Annotated in this window: 29 protein-coding genes and 3 pseudogenes; 31 read left to right on the top strand and 1 reads right to left on the bottom strand. The window is 38.4% G+C overall.

Annotation, left to right across the window (positions count from 1 at the left end):
- The first annotated feature begins 60 nt into the window (after nucleotides 1-60).
- From KNL20_RS14910 to KNL20_RS14820, 19 genes and pseudogenes are all read left to right on the top strand, one after another.
- Nucleotides 61-750 carry a class I SAM-dependent methyltransferase gene (locus tag KNL20_RS14910; RefSeq protein ID WP_044912397.1) on the top strand — a complete coding sequence of 230 codons (690 nt, stop codon included), beginning with the start codon at nucleotides 61-63 and terminating at the stop codon, nucleotides 748-750.
- A gap of 37 nt (nucleotides 751-787) precedes the next feature.
- Nucleotides 788-1,282, top strand: coding sequence for an HD domain-containing protein (locus tag KNL20_RS14905; RefSeq protein ID WP_230398509.1), 495 nt, complete (start codon nucleotides 788-790; stop codon nucleotides 1,280-1,282).
- Between the two features lie 83 nt (nucleotides 1,283-1,365).
- Nucleotides 1,366-1,587: pseudogene (locus tag KNL20_RS14900) on the top strand (GNAT family N-acetyltransferase); the annotation flags it as partial.
- A 70-nt stretch (nucleotides 1,588-1,657) separates the two neighbouring features.
- Entirely contained in the window at nucleotides 1,658-1,981 is a 324-nt protein-coding gene (locus KNL20_RS14895; RefSeq protein ID WP_132381054.1) for an LPS biosynthesis protein, read from the top strand.
- 71 nt (nucleotides 1,982-2,052) lie between these two features.
- Nucleotides 2,053-2,598 (top strand): AAA family ATPase, encoded by a 546-nt coding sequence (locus tag KNL20_RS14890; protein WP_039121379.1) that lies wholly within the window; start codon nucleotides 2,053-2,055, stop codon nucleotides 2,596-2,598.
- Nucleotides 2,599-2,637: 39 nt separating this feature from the next.
- The gene (locus KNL20_RS14885; RefSeq protein WP_132381058.1) at nucleotides 2,638-3,066 is read left to right on the top strand and encodes a hypothetical protein; all 429 of its coding nucleotides are present in this window, start codon (nucleotides 2,638-2,640) and stop codon (nucleotides 3,064-3,066) included.
- A gap of 20 nt (nucleotides 3,067-3,086) precedes the next feature.
- Nucleotides 3,087-4,088: a helix-turn-helix transcriptional regulator gene (locus KNL20_RS14880; RefSeq protein WP_230398508.1), complete on the top strand. Its 1,002-nt coding sequence runs from the start codon at nucleotides 3,087-3,089 to the stop codon at nucleotides 4,086-4,088.
- 239 nt (nucleotides 4,089-4,327) lie between these two features.
- A complete protein-coding gene (locus KNL20_RS14875; protein ID WP_230398507.1) occupies nucleotides 4,328-5,095 on the top strand; it encodes a zinc ribbon domain-containing protein in 768 nt (255 codons plus the stop codon).
- Between the two features lie 212 nt (nucleotides 5,096-5,307).
- A complete protein-coding gene (lexA, locus tag KNL20_RS14870; protein ID WP_331468217.1) occupies nucleotides 5,308-5,883 on the top strand; it encodes a transcriptional repressor LexA in 576 nt (191 codons plus the stop codon).
- A 130-nt stretch (nucleotides 5,884-6,013) separates the two neighbouring features.
- The gene (locus tag KNL20_RS14865; protein WP_230398505.1) at nucleotides 6,014-6,739 is read left to right on the top strand and encodes an ImmA/IrrE family metallo-endopeptidase; all 726 of its coding nucleotides are present in this window, start codon (nucleotides 6,014-6,016) and stop codon (nucleotides 6,737-6,739) included.
- Nucleotides 6,736-6,984, top strand: coding sequence for a hypothetical protein (locus KNL20_RS14860; protein ID WP_130179694.1), 249 nt, complete (start codon nucleotides 6,736-6,738; stop codon nucleotides 6,982-6,984). The genes KNL20_RS14865 and KNL20_RS14860 overlap by 4 nt, the downstream gene beginning before the upstream one ends.
- Nucleotides 6,985-7,299: 315 nt before the next feature.
- On the top strand, nucleotides 7,300-7,887 hold the full coding sequence (locus KNL20_RS14855) for a sigma-70 family RNA polymerase sigma factor (protein ID WP_230398504.1): 588 nt from the start codon (nucleotides 7,300-7,302) through the stop codon (nucleotides 7,885-7,887).
- 105 nt (nucleotides 7,888-7,992) lie between these two features.
- Nucleotides 7,993-8,553, top strand: a complete 561-nt coding sequence (locus KNL20_RS14850; protein ID WP_230398503.1) for a type II toxin-antitoxin system PemK/MazF family toxin — start codon at nucleotides 7,993-7,995, stop codon at nucleotides 8,551-8,553.
- The gene (locus KNL20_RS14845; RefSeq protein WP_230398502.1) at nucleotides 8,546-8,767 is read left to right on the top strand and encodes an excisionase; all 222 of its coding nucleotides are present in this window, start codon (nucleotides 8,546-8,548) and stop codon (nucleotides 8,765-8,767) included. The genes KNL20_RS14850 and KNL20_RS14845 overlap by 8 nt, the downstream gene beginning before the upstream one ends.
- 93 nt (nucleotides 8,768-8,860) lie before the next feature.
- Entirely contained in the window at nucleotides 8,861-9,079 is a 219-nt protein-coding gene (locus KNL20_RS14840) for an excisionase (protein ID WP_022146405.1), read from the top strand.
- Between the two features lie 12 nt (nucleotides 9,080-9,091).
- Nucleotides 9,092-9,310: an excisionase gene (locus KNL20_RS14835; RefSeq protein ID WP_022146406.1), complete on the top strand. Its 219-nt coding sequence runs from the start codon at nucleotides 9,092-9,094 to the stop codon at nucleotides 9,308-9,310.
- An 11-nt stretch (nucleotides 9,311-9,321) separates the two neighbouring features.
- Nucleotides 9,322-9,576 (top strand): excisionase, encoded by a 255-nt coding sequence (locus KNL20_RS14830; protein ID WP_230398501.1) that lies wholly within the window; start codon nucleotides 9,322-9,324, stop codon nucleotides 9,574-9,576.
- 11 nt (nucleotides 9,577-9,587) lie between these two features.
- Nucleotides 9,588-10,829 carry a tyrosine-type recombinase/integrase gene (locus KNL20_RS14825; RefSeq protein ID WP_117886564.1) on the top strand — a complete coding sequence of 414 codons (1,242 nt, stop codon included), beginning with the start codon at nucleotides 9,588-9,590 and terminating at the stop codon, nucleotides 10,827-10,829.
- 464 nt (nucleotides 10,830-11,293) lie between these two features.
- Nucleotides 11,294-11,737 (top strand): annotated as a pseudogene (locus tag KNL20_RS14820) (virulence RhuM family protein); the annotation flags it as partial.
- A 109-nt stretch (nucleotides 11,738-11,846) separates the two neighbouring features.
- Here the strand turns inward: KNL20_RS14820 and KNL20_RS16400 are convergent.
- Complete coding sequence (locus KNL20_RS16400; RefSeq protein WP_408637515.1) at nucleotides 11,847-12,284, bottom strand: DUF6431 domain-containing protein; 438 nt, start codon at nucleotides 12,282-12,284, stop codon at nucleotides 11,847-11,849.
- Between the two features lie 378 nt (nucleotides 12,285-12,662).
- Between KNL20_RS16400 and KNL20_RS14815 the strand changes: the two genes are divergently transcribed.
- The 12 genes and pseudogenes from KNL20_RS14815 (at nucleotide 12,663) to KNL20_RS14760 (ending at nucleotide 26,276) form a co-directional block, all read left to right on the top strand.
- Nucleotides 12,663-12,860, top strand: coding sequence for a hypothetical protein (locus KNL20_RS14815; RefSeq protein ID WP_230398499.1), 198 nt, complete (start codon nucleotides 12,663-12,665; stop codon nucleotides 12,858-12,860).
- Nucleotides 12,861-13,237: 377 nt separating this feature from the next.
- Entirely contained in the window at nucleotides 13,238-14,005 is a 768-nt protein-coding gene (locus KNL20_RS14810; protein WP_230398498.1) for a type IV toxin-antitoxin system AbiEi family antitoxin domain-containing protein, read from the top strand.
- The gene (locus tag KNL20_RS14805; protein ID WP_230398497.1) at nucleotides 13,992-14,936 is read left to right on the top strand and encodes a nucleotidyl transferase AbiEii/AbiGii toxin family protein; all 945 of its coding nucleotides are present in this window, start codon (nucleotides 13,992-13,994) and stop codon (nucleotides 14,934-14,936) included. The genes KNL20_RS14810 and KNL20_RS14805 overlap by 14 nt, the downstream gene beginning before the upstream one ends.
- A gap of 205 nt (nucleotides 14,937-15,141) precedes the next feature.
- Nucleotides 15,142-15,333, top strand: coding sequence for a hypothetical protein (locus KNL20_RS14800; RefSeq protein WP_230398496.1), 192 nt, complete (start codon nucleotides 15,142-15,144; stop codon nucleotides 15,331-15,333).
- 529 nt (nucleotides 15,334-15,862) lie between these two features.
- Nucleotides 15,863-17,443: a sensor histidine kinase gene (locus KNL20_RS14795; protein WP_230398495.1), complete on the top strand. Its 1,581-nt coding sequence runs from the start codon at nucleotides 15,863-15,865 to the stop codon at nucleotides 17,441-17,443.
- Nucleotides 17,443-19,065, top strand: a complete 1,623-nt coding sequence (locus KNL20_RS14790; protein WP_230398494.1) for a response regulator — start codon at nucleotides 17,443-17,445, stop codon at nucleotides 19,063-19,065. Before KNL20_RS14795 ends, KNL20_RS14790 begins: the two co-directional genes overlap by 1 nt.
- Nucleotides 19,066-19,232: 167 nt before the next feature.
- Nucleotides 19,233-20,528 (top strand): ABC transporter substrate-binding protein, encoded by a 1,296-nt coding sequence (locus tag KNL20_RS14785; RefSeq protein WP_230398493.1) that lies wholly within the window; start codon nucleotides 19,233-19,235, stop codon nucleotides 20,526-20,528.
- Nucleotides 20,529-20,616: 88 nt separating this feature from the next.
- A complete protein-coding gene (locus KNL20_RS14780) occupies nucleotides 20,617-21,522 on the top strand; it encodes a carbohydrate ABC transporter permease (protein ID WP_230398492.1) in 906 nt (301 codons plus the stop codon).
- A gap of 13 nt (nucleotides 21,523-21,535) precedes the next feature.
- On the top strand, nucleotides 21,536-22,366 hold the full coding sequence (locus KNL20_RS14775; RefSeq protein ID WP_230398491.1) for a carbohydrate ABC transporter permease: 831 nt from the start codon (nucleotides 21,536-21,538) through the stop codon (nucleotides 22,364-22,366).
- Nucleotides 22,367-22,506: 140 nt separating this feature from the next.
- Nucleotides 22,507-24,288 (top strand): beta-glucuronidase, encoded by a 1,782-nt coding sequence (gene uidA, locus KNL20_RS14770; RefSeq protein ID WP_230398490.1) that lies wholly within the window; start codon nucleotides 22,507-22,509, stop codon nucleotides 24,286-24,288.
- Nucleotides 24,279-25,070 (top strand): annotated as a pseudogene (locus KNL20_RS14765) (glycoside hydrolase family 88 protein); the annotation flags it as partial. The gene uidA and the pseudogene KNL20_RS14765, both read left to right, overlap by 10 nt.
- A gap of 213 nt (nucleotides 25,071-25,283) precedes the next feature.
- Nucleotides 25,284-26,276 carry a hypothetical protein gene (locus tag KNL20_RS14760; RefSeq protein WP_230398489.1) on the top strand — a complete coding sequence of 331 codons (993 nt, stop codon included), beginning with the start codon at nucleotides 25,284-25,286 and terminating at the stop codon, nucleotides 26,274-26,276.
- The last annotated feature ends 45 nt before the right edge of the window (nucleotides 26,277-26,321 follow it).

Genomic DNA, 26,321 nt, shown 5'->3' with positions numbered 1-26,321 from the left:
GTAGAATATGGAAAAGAAAACAAATATGATGATGATATATTTTTTCAAAAATACAGTCAAATGAGTCGCTCACAGCAGGGACTAGCCGGTGCAGGAGAATGGGAAACATTGAGAAAGCTGCTGCCGGATTTTAAAGATAAGCGTGTGCTTGATTTAGGATGCGGCTATGGATGGCACTGTATTTATGCGATGGAACACGGAGCGTCTTCTGTTGTAGGTGTTGATATTTCTCATAAAATGCTCGAGGTAGCCAAAGAAAAAACACATTTTCCACAGGTTGAATATAAATGCTGTGCTATAGAAGATGTGGAATTCCCAGAGGAGAGTTTTGATGTAATATTAAGTTCACTTGCGTTTCACTATGTAGCAGATTATGAGATTTTAGTAAAAAAGATATATAGAATACTGAAGTCTGGTGGTAAGCTAGTTTTTACGGTTGAACATCCTGTTTTTACTGCCTATGGAACACAAGACTGGTATTATAACGAAAAAGGAGAAATACTGCATTTTCCGGTGGATAATTATTATTATGAGGGCAAACGAACAGCTGTGTTTTTGGGAGAAAAGGTTACAAAATTTCATAGAACACTGACCACATATCTAAATACACTGCTTTCAAATGGTTTTATAATAAATCATATTGTGGAGCCGCAGCCGCCGGAATACATGATGGATATTCCGGGGATGCAGGATGAAATGCGCCGTCCCATGATGCTGATTGTATCGGCGAACAAAAAAGTGGATAGATAGAACTAAAACACCTATAAGGTATAAATGGAGGTAATTTATGTTTAAAGAAAAAATTATTATAGAGATGAAAGAAGTATTCAAAGAAATTCCTTTTGGCATAGAGCACACTCTCAAAGTTTTGAAAAATGCAGAAGATATAATGAAAGGAGAAAATATCGGAGAGGAAGAAAAAGAATTCATCAGTATTATTGCTATACTACATGATATTGGTGCGGTTGAAGCACAAAAAAAATACGGTTCTATTGATGGTGTCTATCAAGAAAAGGAAGGACCAGAAGTAGCGAAAGAAATATTAAAAAAGGTAGGCTATAACAAAAATATTGATAGAATATGCTTTATAATAGGCAACCATCATACTCCATCTAAAATTGATGGACTTGATTTTCAAATACAATGGGAAGCTGATTTGCTTGAAAATTTAACGGTTATTGATAAAGAAAAAGAACAGGAAAAGATAAAAAAGTGTATAGATGAAAACTTTAAAACAAACACAGGAAAAAGGATAGCTTATAATCGCTTTATTTTAGATTAGTAGTAGATTATTACAGTTATGTATTTTATATCGCAAAGAAAAAATAGTAGTTAAGTTTAACCCTAGGGTTAAATGATGAATATGTTGAGGGCATTTTTGTTTCTGGTGAAATGCAATCGCAGGGTATAGGTAAAATTCTGCTGAATTATGCAAAGGATAAAAGGAATAAGTTGTACTTGAACGTATACCAAAAGAACGCACGGGCAATATCTTTTTATAAGAGAGAAGGATTTGAGATTCAGCATAGTGGCTTAGATGAGGCTACCGGAGAAAAAGATTATGTAATGACATGGCAACACAAATAGAAATTCCAGTTTGTATAACAGGAATTTATCAGAAAATGAGGAATAGTTGAAATGGAGGCGCTATAATAACATGAAGATTGAAGGGAACCAGAAAGAACTGGATGCAATGGTAGAATTTCATAAGGGAAACCGTGTCGAGGGGTTGAGACTGCAAGAAGAATTTGCAGCGGAATTTCGTAAGGAGTATAAAGACAAAGATCACTGTCCTTGCCTGAAATCCTGTCGTTATCACGGAAACTGTAAGGAATGTGTAGCAATCCACAGAGCGCATCAGGAACATGTTCCTAATTGTATGCGACCATTGATTAATAAAAAATTGAAATTGATGTCAGAATTAACAGAGCATACCTTGGCAAATGAAATAGAAGCTCCACATGAAATTTTAAGAAAATAGGCAAGTCAAATTCCCGTTTATTGGGAAGTCGCAGAGAACGAAAAATCGGAAGTTGTGGAGGTAAAATATAGATGAATCAAGGTAGAATTATTGTAATCACAGGTGCGCCGGGGACAGGAAAAACTACAACGGCATCTGCTGTTGCAAAAGAATCAGATTTGGAAAAGTCTGTGCATATGCACACAGATGACTTTTATCATTATTTGAGTAAAGGGGCAATACCACCGCATTTGCCAGAATCAAATGAGCAAAATTTGATTGTCATTGAAGCGTTTTTAGAAGCTGCGAAGCGATATGCTCGTGGTGGATATGATGTAATTGTAGATGGTATTGTAGGACCGTGGTTTTTAGAGCCGTGGCTCAACATTGTTCAAGAGCATTATGAAGTACACTATATCGTTTTAAGGGCAAGTAAAGAAGAAACTATGAAGCGAGCTATCGAACGCTCAAAGTTAGACAGAGAAACAAATATTGAATTAGTTGAAACAATGTGGAAGCAATTTTCCAATTTAGGAATCTATGAATTAAATGTTATAGATACAACTACGCATTCAATCAAAGATACTGTTTCAGCAGTAAAAGAAAAAATAGTAAGCGGTACGGCTTTACTATTTTAGACAATTCCAGTTTGTCGAGCAAAGGAGGTGCTGTAACAGATGGATGAACATTCCTATGACGATATAATCAATCTGCCGAATCCGACATCGAAGAAGCATCCTCGTATGTCACTTCACGACAGAGCAGCACAGTTTGCTCCTTTTGCGGCACTTACAGGACACGACGCAGCCATTAAAGAAACCGCAAGACTGACGGATGAACGTTTAGAGTTGAGTGATGAGGTCATTATGAGACTGAATGACCAATTAAATATGATTAGAGATAATATCGGCACAGAGCAGGAAGTATCAATAACGTATTTCGTGCCTGATGATAAAAAATCCGGAGGAGCATATCTCACGCATTCCGGCGTAGTAAAAAAGATTGATGAATTTGAACGCAAACTGATTATGCAGGATGAAACAGTTATCCCGATTGAACAAATCAGCGAGATTCAAGGAGAAATTTTCAAAGGACTATATGAGTAATAACTTGGAAAGGACAAACAATGGAAACAAAGCCAAGAATATTATACTTAAAGAAAATATTAGAGGAACGAACGGACGAGGAACATCCGCTTTCGACGACGCAGCTAATCAATATATTGAATGATGAATACGGAATATCTGCACATAGAACGACGGTCACAAAAGACATTGCAGCACTTCAGGAGTTTGGAATGGACATTGTTACTATCCACTCTACTCAGAGCAAATACTTTGTAGCCAGCCGCAAGTTTGAATTGCCGGAATTGAAACTGCTGATAGATGCAGTGGAGTCATCGAAGTTCATTACAAAGAAGAAAAGCGAAACTCTGATTGAGAAGATACATACGATGACCAGCCCGGGGCAGGTGGCAAAGTTGAAGCGTAATAACTATGTGGTCAATCGAATTAAGCCGGATAATGAGCAGATATATTACATCATCGACGCTATAAATGACGCCATCAACGCAGGTAAACAGATTTCTTTCCAGTATTATGATTATACCGGATTAAAGAAAAAGGTTCTGAAGAATAAGGGCGAGGTATATAAGCTGAGTCCGTATAAACTTCTCTGGTGTGGGGACTATTATTATGTTCTCGGATATTCTGAGAAGAAAAGCAAGGTTATCAATTTCAGGGTAGACCGTATTGCTTCCAAGCCGGAGATATTGGATAAAGATATTATTCCTATGCCTGATGATTTTGATATTGAGAATTACACAAAGGAAGTTTTCTTTATGTTTTCAGGCGAAAAAGTCCTTGTGGATTTACGATGTGATAACAGCTTGATGAAAACAATGGTTGACCGTTTCGGAGAAGATGTGACAACCCTTGCGTATGATATGACTTCTTTCAGGGTACAGACCGAAGTATCAGCCAGTCCGACCTTTTTCGGGTGGGTGTTTGGCTTTAATGGCAAGGTACAGATACTTGCACCGGAAAGTGTAAAAGAACAGTACAGACAGATGATTGCACAAGCCGATGAGGGTATGCAGGAAAAAGGAAACAAAGAACAGGAAATTTAATACTCCAAAGCATACGATGTCAAGAAACGGCAGAATCTTCCCGCAAAGCTCGCAGTATGAATATGCTGAGGGCGTGGAGTTTGAAGTTTATCCGTTTGCGGATACAACCGACCCAAACTATCATTGTGAAATTTGGTTAGCCGTGAAGAAAAAGCTGAGTAATAAGGACAGCAACTGCGAGTTGCTTGTTTGAGATAATGCGTGAGACTATAATAAAGGTGTAAGGGAGGTACTGCATAATGGATACAAAACAGGTTATACTTGAACTTCGCACTCAAAAGGGAATGTCGCAGGATGAGCTTGCAGAAAAAGTTTTTGTAAGTCGTCAGGCAGTTTCACGTTGGGAAAACGGAGAAACAGTTCCGAATACGGAAACATTGAAATTGCTGTCAAAAGTATTAGATGTTTCCATAAATACACTTTTAGGCTCACCGAGAAAGCTTATTTGTCAATGCTGCGGAATGCCGCTTGAAGATGATGATATTATCGGACACAATCACGACGGTTCTTTCAACGAGGACTATTGTAAGTGGTGTTATGCCGATGGAACATATACTTACAATGATATGGACGATTTGATTGAAGTTTGTGTTAAGAATATGGTAAGCGAGAATTTCACGGAGGAACAAGCCCGTTCTTATATGAAAGAGCTGCTTCCTACTTTGGATTACTGGAAGAAATATGATGAGCTTAGTGATAACGGTCAGTTTGAAGAATTCAAGAAAAAGTTAATCAATGAAATTAACGAATTGAATGTTGACGGAATGCCAAAGGTGGAGAAACTGAATGCACTTGTCGGAAAGTATGTAAATCTTGAGTACCAGCTTCCGAATGGGCAAGCGGTTAAGTTTTTGAATGAGGCAAAGACATATCTTGGCAATCAGCTTGAATGTGAATACGGCGGCGATAGATGTTTCGGCGTTGTTGCAGATATGGATTTTATTCTTATTTGCACTTATGAAGAAGACGGTAAAAATCCGGAACTTGTATTGTATAAGAAAAGATGAGAATAGAGAAAAATAGTAAGCCATTGGAGTTAATGATTTCAGTGCAAGCAAAGAAATTTTGAGGTGTTAGCAATTTGCGACACCTCTTTCTTTTTGCCAAAAAACCTATTGATATTTTTGGTGGATTGAGTATAATTGAAGTATCGAAAGCAAACTGCTTTCGATAGAAAAGAAAGCGAGGTGCAGGTATGAGAAGCAAGAGTCCTGAACTTATGAGTGAGATAAAAAAGTATATCGAGGATTATTACCTGCAAAACAGACAATCCCCATCGACTACAAAGATTGCTGAAGCGGTTGGCATTGCCAGAGGTACAGCATATAAATACTTGGTAGAGATGGCTGAGAATAATATGATTGAGTACAACGGGCAGGAGATTCGCACCAATGTGACCCGTAAGTACAGTGGCGAACAGACACAGACACCGATTGTAGGTTCTATTCCTTGTGGCAGTCCTCAGTATGAGGAAGAAAATATTGAAGAATATGTATCACTTCCTACTGCTATTTTCGGCAAAGGAGATTTCTTTATATTAAGAGCAAGCGGTCAGTCTATGATTGAAGCAGGGATTGATGATGGCGACCTTGTGGTTGTCAAAAAGCAGGTAGAAGCCAATGAGGGCGATATAGTAGTTGCCCTTGTGGATAATCAGAATACATTGAAACGCTACTTCCGAGATGATGAGAATAAGAAAATCATTCTCCACCCGGAAAATAAGAAGATGAAAGACATCATTGTAGATGAGTGCTGCATTCAGGGTGTGGCTTGTCACATCATCAAAGAACTATAACAGAGGACAGACGAATGAGAACACTTGAAGGAATTCGCTATCTAATCAATTTGGATAGTGCGGAAATACAACAGAACTTTGCCGGAGGAGTTGCACCGCCGGACAAGGTGGAGTCGGAGGTGGACACAACTTGAGTATTTATATGTCAAGAGCCGAGTTGGAAGAAATCAGCGAAGGCTTGATAACAGCTTATGCTAATAAGTTTAGCAATCGAGTGATTCAATCCATCGACATAGAACATTTCATTACAGAATTTCTTATGTTACGAATTGAATACGCTTCTTTCGCAGAAGATGATGCAGGCAGGATTGGTTTTCTGGCAGATGGAGCAACACCACTGCTGGTACATCAGGACGGAAAAATTATTCCCTTTGTTTTCCCGAAAGATACCATCGTACTTGATAAATTTCTTCTTGCTGAAAAAGAGCAGGGACGTCGCAGGTTTACAATGGCACACGAAGCGTCACATCATATCTTGAGTAAGATGTATGCAATGCCGAGTGAAGGACGCTTTCATGCAGAGTATGACAGTGAGCGTAGTTATTCCAAAGAGGAACTGGCTCAGATGTTTGCGTCTGTTGAGTGGCAGGCAGATACAATGGGAGCTTCGCTTCTTATGCCGAGAAGAATTATTGAAAATGCCTTGGCGAAATATAATCAGTCAAATGCGATAAAAGTTTATGGCGATAATACCATTACTTCAAAGGATAAAGCAGTTATCCGCAGAATGGCAGCTTATATCGGAGTATCTTATACAGCCTTGGTTATCAGATTGAGAGATATGGGACTATTTGAGTATCACAATATCCTTGAGTACATTTCCAATGAGTTAAATCTGGGAGGTGTTTCGCAATGAGGTTACAGACTCAGGTAGCACCTGAAATACAAAAGAGATTGCTTCTGTCAAGAGTAGAAGCAGAAAACCTGAAAGAACGTGATATTCTCTGCCCGATTTGTGGATTCAGGATACAGAGAGTTTTTTCAGACGCAACCGGACATTTGAGTGTGAAGTGTCAGAAATGCAAGAATGTCCACATCTTAAATCTCGCTTACTTCCGAAGAATCCGTAGGAACGGATATGGCAGGAATTGCAGGCGATGAAGATTACAAGTAAATATCGAAACGATTTCTAATCGAGTAAGCGGAGATAAGCAATTTATTTGCTAAACTACCAAGCACCGTACGAAGCCGGATAAGTGAAGAATAGAAGTATTCTTTGCTGTCCAGATTCGACGGTGCTTTTTTTGTTGCTGTTTTATTCGATTATGCTTCGTGCAGTATTAGGTCTTTTCCCTTACTTGGGAAAGGACTTTTATGTTTTATAACGCATGGCAGTGTCAGATAGCTGAGTACCCGTAATCTCCGAATTTTCTATATAAAAAAGCAATTTTAGAAAATTCAAAGGAGATTACGAAAATGACAAACAAACTTACATTAACAGAACAAGAAGAATTATTTGCAAAGGATTGTAAACTGATAAACCTTAAATACGAATATAGCGGTTATACCGGAGATGAAAGATGGGCGATTATTACGGAATTGTCTGTAAAAGAGCTGTGGGAGAAGTATCCCCTTGTTATAGAAAGATATTCTCCGTTTGTTCATCTTTCCATTGCACAGGGAGAGGTAATTGACGATGCAAACCGAAATGAGGACAAGTATGCAAAGAGAAGCAGTCGCACACTTGACTGCTATGGATATGACGATGAAATGTCCTCACAATTCCATAAAGAACTTGCCATTATGTTTGATGACCCATTTGAAAGAGCAGAGGAAGAAAGAGTTGAACTGGAAAGAGAAGAATTGCGTCAGTGTGAAATCAGGAAAGCAAGAATAGCACTTTCAATGTTACAGCCACTTCAAAGGGAACGTCTTATGAAGAATGTATGCTGCGGTCTGAGTTCCAGAGCGATTGCAAAGCAGGAGGGAGTATATTACAGCTCCGTGGATAAGTCCATTGCAGCGGCAAAGAAAAACTTTATCAAATTTTATGAAAATCTCTGATTTTGGGTGTGCATTTCAGTACCCTTTGTCCAAATGAGTGAAGGGGTTATTTCATTCCGGATACGAATGACACTTTAAAAATTAGATTCTTGTGAGGTTATGTATATGAAAGAAAAAATGATTTGTCGTGGGGATTTATTCTACTATGACTTTGGAGATAACAGTGGTTCAGTACAAAGCGGAGAGCGTCCGGTGCTTGTCGTTCAGGCGGACGATTATAACCAGAATGCTCCGACGATTATTGTTACGGCAGTTACAAGTGTAATCAAGAAAAGATATTTGCCATCGCACATTATTCTCGGCGAGGAGTTTGGGCTGAAGAAACCGTCAATGGTTCTTCTGGAGCAGATACGGACAGTCAATAGAGAGGATTTGCGTGACTACATAGGTACGGTAGATGACGATAAACTTTTCAGACAGATAAATGCAACTTTGAAAAAGACTTTTGGACTTTGGGTTTACAAGCCGGAGGGGAAAGAAAATATTCGCTGTCTATGTCCGAAGTGCCTGAATGATTACATTCACAATCCAGATTATATCGTAAGGCGACTCGACCCATTTGCAAAGCGAAAAGACAGATGTGATAAGTGTGATGGGGATGGTTGGGATTATGTTGTTACCGACAGATATTCGTCAAAGAAAGAAAAGAGGTGCAAGAATGTCTAATAGCAGTATAAAGAAGCAGAGTTATAATGTGCCGCTTTGGCATAAGCCTAATTTGTCGATTGAAGAAGCATCTATATATTCCAATATTGGAACAGGAAAACTTTATGAAATGACGGAAAAGCAAGATTGCCCGTTTGTACTTTGGATAGGAAGCCGACGAATGATAAAGCGAAAAATTTTTGAGGAATATATTGCAAATCAGTATTCAATTTAATGGAAAAGTCAAATATGCGATGAGCAAATTCGCATCGTTGGCTCAGTGTGGATTTTTGAGTATGCTGTAACCACGCAAAGGAGGTTACAGCATATGAACAACGAAAAAGATGAAACAATCTATAATGTCCCACTTTGGGAAAAAGTAATGCTTACAATTGATGAAGCCGCTGCTTATACAGGTGTTGGAAGCAGGAAAATCAGACAGCTTACTGATAATGAAAGATGTCCGTTCGTTTTATGGAATGGCTCAAAGCGACTTATCAAGAGAGAAGAATTTGTTGAATTTATAAAAAAACAGTATTCGATATGAGGAGGTATTATTGTGAGTAATCCAGTAAAAAAAGAAAGATTAGAAGTACCGATATGGCATAAGCCGTATCTGACCATTGATGAAGCTACTGCCTATACTGGCATTGGCAGAGAAAAACTTCGTGAAATGACAAGGTTTGCTGACTGTCCATTTGTGTTATGGGTGGGAAAACGCCGAATGATAAAGAGAGAATTGTTTGATGAGTACATTGAAAAAATGTATGAGATTTAGGAGGTGGAACGATGAATGTGGATTTTGCAGATAAAGAAATGATTGCTTATCGGGAAAGCCTTATAGAAAAGAAAAAAGAGCAGCCATTTTGGAAAAAGAAATGTTTGTCGGTAAACGAAACAGCCGCTTATACAGGCATCGGAAGGGGAAAAATACGAGAGTTAATGAAAAGGAAAGACTGCAATTTTATGACGACAGACGGTTATCAGGTGTATGTCATCATCGACAAATTTGTGAAATTTTTAAATAGCAGGAATGAAATATAGGAGGAACAGCCGTGGCAAGACCAAAACGAAAAGATAAAACAAGGACAGTTCTTCGCACGGGAGAACTTCAAAGAAGTGATGGAAGTTATCAGTACAGTTGGACTGATGAAAACCATAAAAGAAGATATGTCTATTCAAAAACGCTTGAAGCACTCAGGATTAAAGAGGAAGCGATTGAGAAAGACAAAAGTGATGGCATAAAAGCGGAAGCACGATATGTTACACTCGATGATTTATATGAGTTATGGAAAGACCTGAAGAGAGGATTGAAAAACAACACTTTTGAGAATTACAAATATATTTATGAAACCTTTGTACGTCGGCAAATCGGTTCTAAGAGAGTCTCAACATTTTTGAAATCAGATATTAAGAGATTTTATAATTATCTGGTTGACGAGCGAGGATTGAAACCTGCAACAGTTGATGGTGTCCACAACATTCTTCATCAGATATTTGATATGGCGGTTGATGATAACTATATCAGAAACAATCCGACAAATAATGTTTTGAGGGAATTGAAAAAAGCTCATTGCTTCAAGACAGAGAAACGCAGGGGACTTACTCGACCTGAACAGGAATTGTTTATGGATTATCTGAAGAACTCTAATACAGCAGTGTATTGGTATCCAGTGTTTGCAGTAATGCTTGGAACGGGATTAAGAGTTGGAGAAGTTACAGGACTCAGATGGTGTGATATTGATTTGGAAGATGGAATTATAGATGTTAATCACACGTTGGTTTATTATGACCACAGAACTTCTGAAGGAAAAAAGGGCTGCTATTTCAATGTGAATACTCCAAAGACAGAAGCCGGAAATAGACAAGTTCCGATGCTCGATTTTGTTAAAGAAGCATTTGTTATGGAAAAACAACGACAAGAACTGCTAGGGGTTCACTGCGAAGCAACCATAGATGGATATACAGATTTTATATTTCTCAATCGTTTCGGACAGCCACAACATCAATCGACTTTGAATAAGGCAATCCGACGCATTATCCGTGATTGCAATGATGAGCAGTTTTTGAAAACAGAAAATCCAGAAGTGCTTTTACCGCATTTTAGTTGTCATTCGCTCAGACATACATTTACAACGAGAATGTGTGAAGCAGGTGTAAATATAAAAGTTATTCAGGATACACTCGGACATAAGGATATAACAACAACCTTAAATATCTATACTGATGTAACAAAGGAACTAAAAAGAACCGAGTTTGATGGACTGGATAAATATTTTAATAATTCAATAGCGTAGGAAAAAGTGGCGTACTTTAAAATGAAAATTGGTACGCTGCTTTTTTTGGTCTGATTGACTTGTTCAATAATAAAGATTATAATTTAGTAAGCAATCCGATTGAAGAACCCATTCTCTCAATCGGGATTTACATCAAATACATCAAATAATACAACTACTTATGCGGAAAGCAATTAATTTTAAAGGTAAACAAGGCTTTTTATTTGGTTGTAAACAGCAAAGTAGGGAGTTGCTCAGGGATATGAGTGGTTTCAGAACTGCGTCGGAGAAAGTCCCGACGATGAAGAGTATCGAAAAATAAGTTTGATGAAATGAAAAGTCCGCTGGAAGCGCATTATGCTTCTAGTGGACTTATTTTTCACTCTTTTCAAGATTTGTGTTATAATTTAACCAAAAGGCAAATCAGAAGTTGCTGTTTTGATAAAAGGATACATATTTAGTTGAAATGATAGAAGGGGATAAATATGCAAAATTCGAATGTTTTAATGTATACAACAGAAGACGGAGTTACAAAAGTTGAGGTAACCTTCGATAATGATACCGTATGGCTTTCAATAGACCAAATGGCGGAATTATTTCAGCGAGATAATAGCGTAATCGGTAAGCATGTACGGAACATTTTTAAGGAAGGTGAATTGGTTAAGGAACGAGTTTGGGCAAAATTTGCCTACACTGCTACAGATGGAAAAACATATCGGGTTGACTACTATAACTTAGATGTAATTATCTCAGTTGGATATAGAGTAAAATCTTTTAGAGGAACTCAGTTTAGAATATGGGCAACAGATATTTTAAAAGAGTATATGAAAAAAGGATTTGCTATGGATGATGAGCGATTAAAGAATTTGGGTGGTGGTAACTATTTTGAGGAGTTATTGTCTCGCATTCGAGATATTCGTTCATCTGAAGGAGAATTGGAAAGGATGTCGTGTCAGGTTATGGAATCTGCAAAAAGAAGATTAGAGATCCTTCTAATCTGCATGAATTGTCTTTTACAGGTTTTAAAGCACTGCGAAACTAATGAGTCAGAAGGGGAAAGCGTAATCCTTTCTGAAAGTAGCTTTTCCTTCCAATAAAGGAGATACTGACGGATGATATCCTGCAGTTGCTTTCGGTAATGGAGTTGTTGGTTTCCATGACGGAGGTTTGTGGCATCTGCGCTTCGTAGGCAGATATGATGTCAACCTGACCACTTAAGGAGTGCTGAGAGTATGGCACAAACGATGATAAAAGAAGTGCATGAGTGTGTTCACAGGATTCGCAGATCACGCGGCAGATCCGAAAACGGAGCTTATCTTCAAAGACCTTTACATAACGATCATAATAGCCATGGATAGAAAGACAGCCAGCTTGTCCGCAAGGGCAAGTCAAGCGGTGAAATTGAAGTTTAGAAATAAGGTCATTGTAAAAATCTGGAGTTATAGGATTGTATTCTTCAACTTTTAGGGTTATCATAGTGTAGTAAAGAGTTATGGACTTGTCCATGACTGTATTGCAAAAGCAGGAATCCAAACTTTGGTCGGGGAGGTTCCTGCTTTTTATTTTTAGTGACCAGACTATAATAACAAAAGGTATAGGATAAAACAATCTGATGTATGATGTGCCAGATTAATTTATTCTATACCTTTTTCTAATTTGACTAAAAATTAGAAAAACAGAAGCAGATAAAACAACGATTTACACCTAAAAAGAACTGGAAATAAGAAAATACATGGAACAACACAAAAGATACCAGCAGAGGTATTTTCTCTCGAAAAGGAATACCTCATACCAGTATCTGCATACAACTTCACAGTTGCTGTTAATGACAGTATAGATTATCAGGTAAAATTTTTGACGTCCTATCGTGATGAAGAGTATATCCGTCAGCATACCCAGGGAATGAATTCAGAGGAAGCAAGGAAGTTTGCAATGGCTTATTATGGCTGGGATGATAATGACGAAGAGGTGGACCGATATCTTGAGAGTATTCCGGGAGAAATGACCCCACCCGTTTACGCCATTCCAGATAGGGAACTTCCATTTAGTTAAAAAATGCTCCGCGGATCAACCACGGAGTGCTATAAGCAAAAGTGCTGGATTTTATTTGCCAAAAAACGCTGGAAAATAATTTCCACTTTTTGCTGGAAAGTACTTGCCGTTTACAACAACATACTTGCGGGCTGTAGTTTAGATGAATTAGATAGATTAGAGCAGATGATGAAACTGTTTTTGAAGAAGTAGTATGGAAGTAGTGAGGAATGGATATATTTAAAATAAGTTTATTTTCTGATGAAAAAAGTTTGAATAGAAACTGAAACTTGCAAAATATAAACTTGCATTTCTACAAAAATTGAAGTATTATAGTTTATAGATAGCAAGAGACAGTTCGAATATGAACTGAATCATAGAAGAAATAAGGTGATACTATGAATCTCTATTTTGAATTATTACAAGAACCCGTTTTCACAGCAGATTATGTGAATCAATATTATGATAATGTGGAAAGCACAAGGTCTGCATTAAAGCGACTGATGAAACAGAAGTTGATTATGAAAATCAGAAATAACCTGTATACCTGTATTAGCGGAGAAACTGGAGCACCAGTAGCCAACCGATTTCAGATAGCCTGTATGATTACAAAGAATGCATACATTTCGCATCATACAGCAATAGAATATCATGGAATGTCGGATCAGGTGTATTATGATGTTTACGTTTCATCTGAAAAACGATTTCAAGAATTTGAATTTGACGGATATACCTATAAATATATTCCAGCGAAGACGCAGTCTGGTGTCGAAACCGTGCAGTACAGTGGAGGAATTCGTGTGACTAATCTGGAAAAAACGCTGGTAGACAGTGTGAAGGACATGGATAAGATAGCAGGAATAGAGGAAATCATTGCATTTATCCGTTCCATTCGAAAGTTGGATGAACAAAAGCTCTGTCAGTACCTTGAAGAGTATCAGAATCAGTTTCTGTACCAAAAATTAGGATATTTACTGGAGACATATAGTACAGCAGGATTAACAGATGTATTTTATAATACATGTCTTTCCCATATCGGAAAAAGTAAGCGATATCTGTCTAAGGATATTTACCAGGGCGTATACAATGTGAAATGGAAAATGATAGTCTCAGATACAGAGGACTATTTAAAGAACGGAGGATATGGAGAAGATGATAGAATATAACAAGATTCAGCTTGGAAAGATGGCACAGCAGTATGGCTTTGTAAGAGATACATTCGAGAAAGTGCTAAGGCTAAAGGAGATACTAAAGTATTTCAATACAGAGCCATATTTACACGAACATTTGGTCCTAAAGGGCGGAACGGCGATCAATATGGTGATTTTTAACCTGCCTAGATTATCGGTTGATATTGATATGGACTATATTCCGAATACTACAAAGGATGAAATGGCAGAAGCCAGAGAACAGATAACAACTATAATTAAGGAATATATGAATTTTGAAGGATATCAATTATCTACAGCATCCAGATTTAGCTTTAGCCTTGATGCATTTCATTATCAGTATCGCAATGCTGCAGGAAATATGGATAATATCAAAATTGAACTGAATTATTCCTTGAGATCCCATATCTTAGCACCAGTGCATACCAAGATACTAACAGATGTATTTGAGGATCAATTTGAAATACATACACTTGCTCCAATGGAGATATTTGCAGCGAAAACCAATGCACTTATGAGTCGGGCAGCAGCAAGAGATCTGTATGATTTTAATAACATGGTCTACTATGGGTTATTTGACTCAGATGAAGAAGATTTGTTCCGTAAGTGTATTATCTTCTATAATACGATTTCTCAGGAAACTGTGAACAAATCATTTGATACATCAGCTATTGACAGACTTACATTTCAAAAGATTAGGCGTGATTTGTTTCCGGCACTTCGTAAAAAGGAAAATTTTGATTTAGAGGAAAGAAAAAGCAGTGCCAGAAAATATATATCTGATTTGATGCAGGTGACTTCAACCGAGATGGAATATATGGAAGCTTTTGAACATAAGGAATATAGACCAGAACTGTTGTTTGAAGATACATGTATTTTAGAAAATATCAAAGAACACCCGATGGCATTATGGAAATGCAAATCATAAAAAAGAAGATATCGAATAATTTCATAGTAATTTCAATCCTAACCCCGAATATCATTCGGGGTTTTTCTTATGAATGTCGAATACCGCTCGGTTAATTTATCCCCTTTTATCAGCTACAATTTATACATGGTCAGGCAAGACCAATACACCAGAGAGTGTAGCGCGCGAAACTCTCCTAATCAAACGCAGAATAGGAGATTTAATAATGGATCACAAGATTTTAAAAATAAACAATGAACAGCAGCAGGAAGAAGCAAAGGAAACAAAGATTCCAAAAGGTCAGGGAGTTATCTTCATAAAGACTCGTATGTCAGATAACAAGATTCATGATCTGGTATCGATTTCCTTGGTGAATATGAAACAGAGTCGGCGGCATATGAAGAAATTAAAGCAATGATAGAAGACAGAGCGAAGAATGGAGGTCTGATTGGATATGCAGAAAAAATATAATGGATATGAAAGTGTGGCAGTCTTATTTGGAAAATAAAACCAGTGGTGCAATGAGAATGTACTGGGTTTACGGTGGGACCTGGTGTAAAACTGAATCCGAAAAACTTCAGTAATTTGTTGAGAGAATAGAATATGTAAATCCCCTGGCAACTTTGTATAAAGTTTGTCAGGGGATTTTTTTGCTTCAGTGGAGGTTATAAAACATCAAGAAGAAAAAATTACAAATTGTGTAAAATATTACAAGCGAATGTCAAACGATTGAAAGTGAATTGGTTGAATTTGAGGGATGCAAAGGGTATAATTATGGTTACAAAGGATGAAAAAGTGGTGGAATGAGCGGAAAAGTGAAAAAGAACAGGGAAAAGCGGACAATAAATAAATTTCAACTGAAAGTCTTATTGTCAATCTTGCTTCCGGTTGTAGTGTTTTGCTTGATCACGAATATTGTGATTAGTATTTTATTAGGATATCAGTTGATGGATAAGAAAAAGATGATCGAAAAAGGTTATCTATCAGTTGTGTATTCTCAAATGGAAGAAACACAAGAAGCTTTAGATGTGCTGGCTTTGGCGGCGGAGAACAGTTACAGCGTCAAGTGGTCAATGAGCGGAGGATGGTTTGATACGGTTGAAAAGAAAAAGTATGCGCTTAACGCTCAAAAAACCATGTGGTTTTCACTGGAAGGAAGTAATGTAAAAAAATATGTTGACGATATGCTTTTGGTGAACAGAAGCGGACTGTGTATATCAATTAAGTCAGTAGAAGATTTTATTCCGGTGGAAAGAGTTTTTGCAAGTGCGATTTTTGCAGAGAAAAACGATGCGTCAAAAGCAAAAATCTGTTTAGCGGAATCAGTGGTGGACAAGGGAACGGTGAAATTGGTATATGCCTATCCATTGGATCGTTCGGACAATAATTATATCTATATGGAATTGAATACGAACATGTTTGTTGATTTTCTTGAACCATATAAAGATTCTGCCAATGTAATTATTACGGACCGCAATCAGAAAGAGTGGGGCTGGTATTCTTCAAAGGAATGTCAGAAGATATATGAAGAAAAAGTGAAAACCATAAGATGGCAGTTAAACAGTATGGCATATATGCCATTTGGACTTGATTTAAATGTCATGTCAGAAAATAGCATGTATTCTCAGGATGTTGCCCATATTATTTCAGTAATTTTTGTGACATTGATTCTTGTAATCTGCATTGGAGTGACGGTCTCACGTATGGTTTCCACACGAATCACCCAGCCTTTGCAGCGATTGAGTCGTCATATTGGAGGGATGACGGATCAAACAAAGTTAAAGACAGATCTTTCTATTGAAGAGGGAGAAGATGAAGTTGCTGATATAGGGAAAGCCTTTAATATGCTTGTGCGGCATATTAATGAGCTGATGAAAAAGCAAAAGGAAATGTATGAGCAGAAACAACGGCTGGAGATGAATGCGCTTCAGGCACAGATTAATCCACATTTCTTGTATAATACATTAGATTCCATCCGCTGGATGGCTGTGTTTCAGAAAGCGGATAATATTGCAGATACAGTGATGAGTCTGGAAGATTTGCTGCGTAATATGGCAAAGGGAGTCGGGGATAAGATTACTTTGCGAGAAGAACTGTCTCTGGTAGCTGACTATGTAAAATTGCAGCAAGTCCGGTACATGGAAATCTTTGATTATATCTGTGATATACCTGAGAAATATATGGATTACCTCATCGTGAAAATGTCCATGCAGCCATTGATTGAGAATGCGATTCTTCATGGAATTGTGCCGAATGGAACCTATGGAGAAGTACGGGTATCAGCAAACGAGACAGAAACAGAATTATATATTACAGTAGAGGATAACGGCATCGGTATTGATAAAGAGGTATTTATCAAAGTTGTGACAGCGAAAAATAAAAATGCGATGAGTGGGGTAGGTATTGTAAATGTAGATGAGCGTATACGGATGACTTATGGAGAAGAATACGGTCTGATTTATGAAGGTGAAAAAGGAAAATTTGCAAGAGTGACCATACATATTCCAAAAGAATGGGAGGAGAGATAATGTATAAAGTAATGATTGTAGATGATGAAACGATTATTTTATCGGGAATAAAGTCTCTTGTAGATTGGGAAAAAAATGACTGTGAGCTGGTAGCAACAGCGCGAAATGGTCAAGATGCGCTGAATCAGGTGTATTCGATGCCAATAGATATTATGCTGATCGACCTGAATATGCCTGTGATGGATGGTGTCACTTTGATGGGAAAAGTGCATGAAGAATATCCGGATATTGTATTTATTGTGCTTACAAATTTGGAAGAATTTGAACTTGCTCGTCAGGCAATGAAATTTCGTGCTGTAGATTATTTGCTGAAAAGCAGGTTGGAAGCACCAAAACTTGAGGAAACACTGGCGCGGGCAAAAGCAGAGCGGGGGAACCGGACCCAGCAGACAGTGGTAAATGCAGTCAGTTATCTGGAGCAGGAAGAACGGAAAAAGATTATCAGCAGAGTGCTGCAGGAAGTACTGTTTTTTTTTGGCGGAGGACAGAAAGAAGAGTATGTAACAATACTGAAAGAATCGGGAGTTCTAAATGACTACGGGTATTTTTACATTCCTTTTGAATTTTTTATATCCGGAGGGGAATTGCCGGAGAAAGAGGAACGTGCAAAACGCATGGAACTGGTTCAGGAATTGGTGATAAAGACAGCAGAAAATATTTTTAAAAGTTCGTATATTCTATTAGATGTGGGTTCGGCACATTCCATTGTACTCTTTGTGTGGAAGGTGTATGAAGGAATGGGTGGAAACTGGGAGAAAAAGGCAGGGATGTTTACTCGAAAATTGCCAAGTGTTATGAAAAATGTGACACAGACCGAGTGTAAGGTATTCCGGACGGGAATACATAAAGGGTATGACGAACTGAAACAGTGCGCAAATGAATATCGGACGTTATTGGAGCGTTATTACCTTGGGATACCGGAGGAAAAGTATCAAAATAATGGACAGACGGAATTTGAACCGCTGGGATTAAAGGGAATCGGATCGGAACTTTATCATGAAATCATGCAGCGGAATTTAAAGGGAATCAATACGTTGATGGATAATGTGATTGCGAGGATTCAGAATACGGCACATCAGAAGAGTCAGGCTATCTGGCTGCTGAATGAGTTAAATCGAGAGGCTTCCACAGCGCTTGCCAAATTTGGGGTAATGGAAACATCTACATATGAAAGAGTCAGCAGTATTGCAGTAATTGATAATATCAGTACAAGAAAGCAAGTAGTTTCCTGGCTGGAAATGCTTCGCAATACCTTAGATGATGTGATTGGAAATGGAAATATGCCGGGAAATCCACTGGCACAAAAAGCGCGCAAGTATGTAGTGGATCATCTGGAAGACTGTATCAGTCTGCAGGAAACAGCAGAATATGTAGGCGTTTCAGCAGGATATTTGTCTACAATTTTTAAACGAGAATACAATCAGAGTTTTGTTGATTATGTAAATGAAACAAAAATGGAGTATGCCTGCCGCTTATTGGAGGAAGGTGAGTTGATGGTAATGGAAATTGCATATCGCCTGGGATATGAAAATGCATATTATTTTTCAAAAGTCTTTCGAAAATATATCGGAATGTCACCAACGGATTATCAGAGACGCATGGAGGATGAAAAAAATACATAGATTGTAAAAAAATAACAGTGTGGAAAGCGAAAGTTAAAAAAATTACAAGTATTCCCTTGCTTTCTTAATTTCATTCTTTATGGAAAGTTTATATAATCAAATCAGCTTAAAGATAATAAGGTTTACATTTTAAGATGTAAAGACGAAAATTTCTAGGAGGAAATGAAATGAAGAATAAGTTTTTGAAGACAGTTGCATTTGGTCTTGTGACAACAATGACAGCAACGACTTTGCTTGCAGGATGTGGAAGCAAAGAAGAGAAACCAGCTGACGAGGGAAAAGAGGGAGAGAAGGTAACATTAACATTCCCAGTTTGGGATTCAGCGCAGAACCTGTACTTACAGGACATTATTGAGGGATTCGAGGCTGAGAACCCGAACATTAAGATTAACATGGTTGATGTAGCAGCAGCTGACTACATGAACAAGTTGTCTACAATGTTAAATGGTGGAAACGATTGCGATATCGTATATGTAAAAGATTCAGATTCTACACCATCATTTGCTAAAAAAGGACAGTTAGAAGATTTGACGTCTTACATTGAGAAAGATGGAATCAACACAGACAAGTACATTTCTTATGATGATTTCAATCTGGATGGAAAACAGGTAGCATTTCCATTCAAATCTGATTACTATGTATTGTACTACAACAAAGACATCTTTGATGCAGCAAATGTTGAATATCCTACAAATGACATGACATGGACAGAGTGGGGAGAGATGTGTACAAAACTGACAAGTGGTGAAGGAAACAACAAAGTATACGGTGGATACCTTCATACATGGCAGGCATGTGTAGAGAACTGGGCAGTACAGGACGGAAAGAATACAATCCTTGGACCAGACTATAGCTTCATGAAACCATATTATGAGATGGCTTTGAGAATGCAGGATGCAGGAACAATCATGGATTACTCTACATTGAAAACAGGTAATATCGCATACGCTTCTCCATTCCAGCAGGGAACAGTAGCAACATTGCCAATGGGAACATGGTTCTCGACAATGATGATCACAAAAGCAGAAGCTGGTGAAACAGATGTTAACTGGGGAATCGCAACACTGCCTCATCCAGACGGAGTAGAAGCAGGAAGCACAGTTGGTTCTACAACACCATTAGCAATCAATGCAAATTCTAAACATAAAGAAGAAGCTTGGGAATTCATCAAATATGCAACAGGAGAAGTTGGTTCTGCAGCCCTTGTTGAAAGAGGACAGATGCCAGCATACCAGGATGAAACAACATTAGACGCAATTGCAGCAAAAGAAGGAATGCCGGAAGGTTCTGCAGAAGCGCTGAAGACAACAAACATCGTTCTTGACAGACCGATCGATTCTAAGTCCGCAGAAATCAACCAGATGCTTTCAGAAGAGCACTCTCTGATCATGATCAAAGAGAAACCAATTGATGATGTATTAACAGAAATGGGCGATCGCGCAAAAGAAATTCAGGGTAAATAGTGAATGGTTAGATGGGCGGCGGGGTGACTGTCGCTCATTTTATGCCTAAAATGACTTGATAACAGGGTGAGAGAGAAAAGGAGAAACAATGGAAAAGAAAGCAAAGAAACAAAAAGGTGTTTCCCTGACACTTCGGCAAAATCTTGTAGGATATTCCTTTATTCTGCCGAATTTCATCGGATTTTTCGTTTTTATATTTATTCCTGTCATGTTCTCACTAGCACTGAGCTTCTCACATTGGGATGGCTTTACTGAGATCGAATTTGCAGGAATCCAGAATTTTGTTGACATATTTAAAGATAGTGTATTTCGTGATTCTATTTGGCAGACAGCGTACTTTACAATCTTTACTGTATTGTTTTCAGTAATTGCATCATTAGGACTGGCGCTTCTGTTGAATCAGAAAATTAAGGCAAGAGGTTTCTTCAGAAGTGCATTATTCTTCCCATACGTAGCATCTGTTGTAGCGGTATCAGTTGTATTTAATGCTATGCTGCAGCCAGAGTATGGACCGTTGAATGAATTTTTGAAATTTATCGGAATTTCAAATCCGCCGGGATGGCTGGCGTCTACAACATGGGTTATTCCGGGATTAATCATTGTAAATGTATGGAGAAACATGGGATACTTTATGATTATTTATCTTGCAGGTCTGCAAGGGATTGATCAAAGTTTATATGAAGCAGCTGAACTTGATGGAGCAAACGGATGGACACGTTTCTGGAAAATTACCTGGCCACTGCTTAGCCCAAGTACTTTCTTTGTAGTTATGATGCTTGTTATTAATTCTTTCAAGGTATTTGACCTGGTATGGTTAATGACAAACGGTGGACCGGGAACATCTTCAACAATGATTTCCCAGTATATTTACAATCAGGCATTTATCTCTTGGGATTATGGTAAATCATCAGCAGCGGCTATGATTCTGTTCTTGATTGTTGCACTGTTGACTGCATTCCAGTTTAAGGCTGAGAAGAAAATTGTAAACTACTAAGGAGGTTGGGAAAATGGTAGGAAAGAAAAATCCTGTAAAAAGAGCACTTCTCTATATCCTGCTTATTGTGTTGACAATCACTACACTGACACCCTTGATTTGGATGTTGTCATCTTCTTTAAAACTTGACAAAGAAGTGTTTTCAGTTCCAATTCAGTGGATTCCAAAGAATCCGCAGTGGAGCAACTATTCAAAAGTATGGGAGAAGATTCCACTGTTAACATTTACGTTGAACTCAATAAAACTGACTGTAATTATTACGATTATTCAGGTGATTACATCAAGTTTTGCGGCATATGGTTTTGCAAAATGTAAATTTAAAGGAAGAAATATCTTATTTATGCTTTATGTAGCTACTATGGCTATTCCATGGCAGGTATATATGCTTCCACAGTATTCTTTGATGAACAACCTGCATTTGGTAGATACACATATCGGTTATATATTAATGCAGAGTTTTAACGCGTTTGGTGTATTCTTGATGAGACAGGCATTTATATCGATTCCGGATGAGCTTTTGGAAGCGGCGAGAATTGATGGTCTATCAGAATACGGTATCTTTAGAAAAATTGTATTGCCACTTAGTAAAGCATCTGCGACCACATTGGTCATTTTCACATTTGTAACAATTTGGAATGACTACATGGGGCCAATGATTTACTTTAATACAGAGTTAAATAAAACAATTCAGTTAGGTATCAAGATGTTTATCGGACAATATTCGACAGAGTATGGTCTTGTAATGGCGGTATCTGTACTGGCATTGATTCCGGTGCTGATTATTTTCTTGATCGGACAGAAACAGTTTGTACAGGGAATTGCAAGCAGTGGTATCAAGGGTTAATGCTGGAAAACGATAGTTAAAGAGAAATAATACGAATCAGAGGAACGCCTTGTCGGACAATGAACTGTATAACAGAAAAATTGTTCCGATGAGGCGTCCTTCAATATCAATGAGAGAAATAAAAAAGGAGGCTGAAATCAATGCTGTATCCAAAAATGTCATCTGGCCGGATGGTGTTTGATCTGAATGGAATTTGGGATTTTAAGTTATTAGAGCATGCAGGCGAGAAACGAGATGAAGCGGGGCTGCATTTGACCGGATTAAGACCAATGCCGGTTCCATCTTCTTATAATGATATATATCCGGGAAAAAAATTTGCAGATCATGTAGGGGAAATGGTATATCAGAGAACCATCCATGTGACAGAGCAAATGAAAAGAGAGCGCTTAGTTTTAAGATTTGGAAGTGTCGCACATACAGCAGAAGTGTATTTAAACGGAGAGGTGCTGGGGAAACATAAGGGTGGATTTTTGCCGTTTTCCTTTGAAATATCCGAAAAAGCAATCATCGGGGATAATCTCCTGACTGTGTTTGTAAATAATATTGTAGATTATTCTACCTTACCATGCGGAAGAATGGAGCAGGAAGAATATCCTGGATTAGCTCCGAAGACAATAAATCTCCCGAATTTTGATTTTTATAATTATACAGGAATTATGCGCCCTGTATGGTTATATACGACTCCAAAGACTTACATTGAAGATATTGAGGTTGCAGGAAAAATGGATGGCACCCTTATTTGGAAAGTAACAGTGGAGGGGGCGCAGAAAGAGGAGTCCAGGCTTCATATCCGCGTACTGGATTCAAATGGAAACTGCGTATATGAGAGTGAAGGCGATAGTGGAGCAACAAAACTGGATGGTATAAAATTATGGTCTACGGAAGAGCCGAATCTGTATGAATTGGAAGTTCGTCTTGAGGCGGCGGGTGGAATTGGAGATGAATATAAAGAAACATTTGGATTTCGTGAAATCGCGATTGAAAATTGCAGAATTTTATTAAACGGAAAGCCGGTATACTTAAAAGGCTTTGGAAAACATGAAGAAGGCGCAATTCATGGAAGAGGAACGGATTTATCTCTGATGACAAAGGATCTGGGATTGTTAAAATGGATCAATGCAAATTCCTTCCGTACTGCACATTATCCGAACAGTGAGGAGATGATGCAGTTGTGCGATAAACTGGGAATTTTGGTCATCGATGAAGCTCCGGCAGTAGGGCTGAATACCGGATTTACAGCGACGGGATTGCTGGGGGGAAATCCGCAGGGAACATGGGCTACATTGACTACAGCTAAGCATCATAGAGATGTAATGGAAGAACTGGTGCGCAGAGATAAAAACCATCCATGTGTGATTGCATGGTCCGTAGCGAATGAACCTGCCAGCCAGGAAGAAGGAGCAAAAGAATATTTTGAACCGTTGGTAAACCTGACGAAGGAGCAGGATATTCAACATCGTCCGGTGACGATTGTGACTTATGAGGGGTCTACGCCGGAGACTTGTAAAGTTGCGGAGCTGTGTGATTTCCTTATGTTGAACAGATATCGTGGCTGGTATAATACAGAAGGAAATCTAGAGGGAGCAAAGGCAAAATTAAAAGCGGAGTTAGAAGGCTTTCATAAAAGATGTCCGGAGAAGCCGATCATGCTTGGAGAGTATGGCGCAGATACAATTATGGGACTGCATGATATCAATGCTCGATTATTTACTGAAGAATATCAGACGGCGTTTATGAAAGCATATGGAGAAGTATTTGATTCACTTCCATATATTACAGGAGAGCATGTGTGGGTATTTGCGGATTTTGCAACAGCAGAAAATATCAAACGTGTGGATGGAAATAAAAAAGGTATTTTTACAAGGGACAGACGACCGAAACAGGCGGCTTATTTCTTGCAGGAAAGATGGGAGAAAATGTAGAGTGGACAACCGGGTTCTGGACCGGAGAAATCTGGCTGGCTTATGAAAATGCTAAGACGGAGGGAGAAAAAGAACTCTATAGAAAGGCGGGAGAAATTCAGGTAGATTCCTTTTTGAATCGAATTGAACAGAGAATTGATGTGGCTCATCATGACATGGGATTTTTGTATAGTTTATCCTGTGTTGCAGCATATAAACTGACCGGCATGGAAAAAGCGAAAAAGGCAGCACTTCTTGCAGCAGATAATCTGGTAAGTCGTTTTCAGCCGAAGGGAGAATTTTTGCAGGCATGGGGCAAGATGGGAGCACCGGATAACTACCGTTTTATCATTGACTGTCTGTTGAATCTGCCGCTTTTATACTGGGCATTTGAAGAGACAGGAATTGAAAAATATAGAGATATTGCAGAAAAACACATCCATACAGCACTTGCAAATGTGATTCGTGAAGACAATTCTACATGGCATACCTTCTTTATGAATCCGGAAACAGGAGAGCCGGATCATGGGGCTACATGCCAGGGTTATCGGGACGGTTCTGCATGGGCAAGAGGACAGGCATGGGGAGTGTATGGCACTGCAATGGGTTACCGCTATACAAAACGGGAAGAATATATTGGATATTTTAAACGCGTTACTCAATATTTTCTGGAGCATTTGCCGGAAGATCTCTGCCCGTACTGGGATCTGGAGTTTGGTACCGGAGACGAGGAACCGCGTGACTCTTCTTCTGCAGTAATCGCAGTGTGTGGAATGTTGGAAATGAGTAAATACATGAGCGAAGTTGGGAAGGATTCTGCACCTTTTTAAGTGGTATTTACACATGAAATAAAAAAGTACAAGAAGTGTAAAAAAGTAATAGTAGCATTGAAAATAGCTTGAAAAAAGTAATAGGACTCAAAGATAGTTCATTGACTATTTTGGACAAATTTATAGAATAAAAGTTAAGTATGGAAAAGTATAGAACGAGAACAAAAATCAAAGATGGGAAGAGTCATGAACAGACAAAAAGTACTTGCAGTTCTTGCAGCAGCGACAATGCTGGGAGCGGTTACAGTTCTGGAGTGGGGCTGTGGAAAACAAGAAGAGACGAAGGCAGAAAATACACAAGAGACAGCAAAGAAAGAAGAAAAAAGCGGAGAACTTACAGACGGGAAGTACTTGTTGACTGTAGATGGCTACGGAGTAACCGAAGAAGAGTTTTTGATGTTTTTGAGAGATCAGAAAGCAATTACAACAAATTATTACTGGACCAATTACAAGATGGAAACAAATGATGAATTCTGGCGAACGGAAGTAGAGGGGCAGACACCGCTTGATTATGCGAAAGACAGGGCGCTGGCACAGGTGAAAGAAGCAAAGATAGAATTCATCCTGGCATCGGAAGAGGATATTCTGGAATACAAAGACTACGATGAGATGATGAAAGATATGGAGAAGGAAAATAAAGATCGTGCCGAGAAGAAAGATAACGGTGAGACATTCTACGGCGTAGAGGAATATTCTCCATTTACCTATTATCAATATTTGAGCGGCGGTGCCCGCGCAGAGCTGGAGAATCGACAGATTGAAAAGACCAGTCCTCCAAAAGAGGAGCTGGAAGCTTTGTATGAAGAATATAAAGAAAGTTTTTCACTGGGAGAAATTTACAAATATACCGTTCATTATGCGGATGGAACAACAGAAACAGTGGAACAAAATACCCGGGAAATCGGAAAGGGAGAGGAAGTCAAGGAAGATTTGATCTACAATTATTTTTCCATGATGCAGCCGGGAGAATCCATTGACTATTATATATACGATGGAAGAGAAGCAAGTATTGAGTTTCAAGGGGTAGAAAGCTTAGGCTATGCTTCTTATGATGAGGCAGAAAAATCACTTCGCACATTCTATGCAAGAGCAGAAGTTGCAGAATGGGTTGAGAAAATGACAGAAGATGCGGAAGTTGTGATTGATGAGGAGCATTACGATGCACTGGAGATGCCGTAAAAAACAGATTCACTTCTGTTATTTATAAATGTTCTGAGCTGTATT

This window comes from Novisyntrophococcus fermenticellae (assembly GCF_018866245.1).
Classification (GTDB): domain Bacteria; phylum Bacillota; class Clostridia; order Lachnospirales; family Lachnospiraceae; genus Novisyntrophococcus; species Novisyntrophococcus fermenticellae.
The sequence above is the reverse complement of the archived record's forward strand: the minus strand, read 5'-3'. Positions and strand labels throughout refer to the sequence as shown.

Coding starts and splice junctions, on each gene's coding strand:
- KNL20_RS14910 (WP_044912397.1), top strand. CDS start 61: ATGAGTCGCTCACAGCAGGGACTAGCCGGTGCAGGAGAATGGGAAACA.
- KNL20_RS14905 (WP_230398509.1), top strand. CDS start 788: ATGTTTAAAGAAAAAATTATTATAGAGATGAAAGAAGTATTCAAAGAA.
- KNL20_RS14895 (WP_132381054.1), top strand. CDS start 1,658: ATGAAGATTGAAGGGAACCAGAAAGAACTGGATGCAATGGTAGAATTT.
- KNL20_RS14890 (WP_039121379.1), top strand. CDS start 2,053: ATGAATCAAGGTAGAATTATTGTAATCACAGGTGCGCCGGGGACAGGA.
- KNL20_RS14885 (WP_132381058.1), top strand. CDS start 2,638: ATGGATGAACATTCCTATGACGATATAATCAATCTGCCGAATCCGACA.
- KNL20_RS14880 (WP_230398508.1), top strand. CDS start 3,087: ATGGAAACAAAGCCAAGAATATTATACTTAAAGAAAATATTAGAGGAA.
- KNL20_RS14875 (WP_230398507.1), top strand. CDS start 4,328: ATGGATACAAAACAGGTTATACTTGAACTTCGCACTCAAAAGGGAATG.
- lexA (WP_331468217.1), top strand. CDS start 5,308: ATGAGTGAGATAAAAAAGTATATCGAGGATTATTACCTGCAAAACAGA.
- KNL20_RS14860 (WP_130179694.1), top strand. CDS start 6,736: ATGAGGTTACAGACTCAGGTAGCACCTGAAATACAAAAGAGATTGCTT.
- KNL20_RS14855 (WP_230398504.1), top strand. CDS start 7,300: ATGACAAACAAACTTACATTAACAGAACAAGAAGAATTATTTGCAAAG.
- KNL20_RS14850 (WP_230398503.1), top strand. CDS start 7,993: ATGAAAGAAAAAATGATTTGTCGTGGGGATTTATTCTACTATGACTTT.
- KNL20_RS14845 (WP_230398502.1), top strand. CDS start 8,546: ATGTCTAATAGCAGTATAAAGAAGCAGAGTTATAATGTGCCGCTTTGG.
- KNL20_RS14840 (WP_022146405.1), top strand. CDS start 8,861: ATGAACAACGAAAAAGATGAAACAATCTATAATGTCCCACTTTGGGAA.
- KNL20_RS14830 (WP_230398501.1), top strand. CDS start 9,322: ATGAATGTGGATTTTGCAGATAAAGAAATGATTGCTTATCGGGAAAGC.
- KNL20_RS16400 (WP_408637515.1), bottom strand. CDS start 12,284: ATGATAACCCTAAAAGTTGAAGAATACAATCCTATAACTCCAGATTTT.
- KNL20_RS14810 (WP_230398498.1), top strand. CDS start 13,238: ATGAATCTCTATTTTGAATTATTACAAGAACCCGTTTTCACAGCAGAT.
- KNL20_RS14805 (WP_230398497.1), top strand. CDS start 13,992: ATGATAGAATATAACAAGATTCAGCTTGGAAAGATGGCACAGCAGTAT.
- KNL20_RS14800 (WP_230398496.1), top strand. CDS start 15,142: ATGGATCACAAGATTTTAAAAATAAACAATGAACAGCAGCAGGAAGAA.
- KNL20_RS14795 (WP_230398495.1), top strand. CDS start 15,863: ATGGATAAGAAAAAGATGATCGAAAAAGGTTATCTATCAGTTGTGTAT.
- KNL20_RS14790 (WP_230398494.1), top strand. CDS start 17,443: ATGTATAAAGTAATGATTGTAGATGATGAAACGATTATTTTATCGGGA.
- KNL20_RS14785 (WP_230398493.1), top strand. CDS start 19,233: ATGAAGAATAAGTTTTTGAAGACAGTTGCATTTGGTCTTGTGACAACA.
- KNL20_RS14780 (WP_230398492.1), top strand. CDS start 20,617: ATGGAAAAGAAAGCAAAGAAACAAAAAGGTGTTTCCCTGACACTTCGG.
- KNL20_RS14775 (WP_230398491.1), top strand. CDS start 21,536: ATGGTAGGAAAGAAAAATCCTGTAAAAAGAGCACTTCTCTATATCCTG.
- uidA (WP_230398490.1), top strand. CDS start 22,507: ATGCTGTATCCAAAAATGTCATCTGGCCGGATGGTGTTTGATCTGAAT.
- KNL20_RS14760 (WP_230398489.1), top strand. CDS start 25,284: ATGAACAGACAAAAAGTACTTGCAGTTCTTGCAGCAGCGACAATGCTG.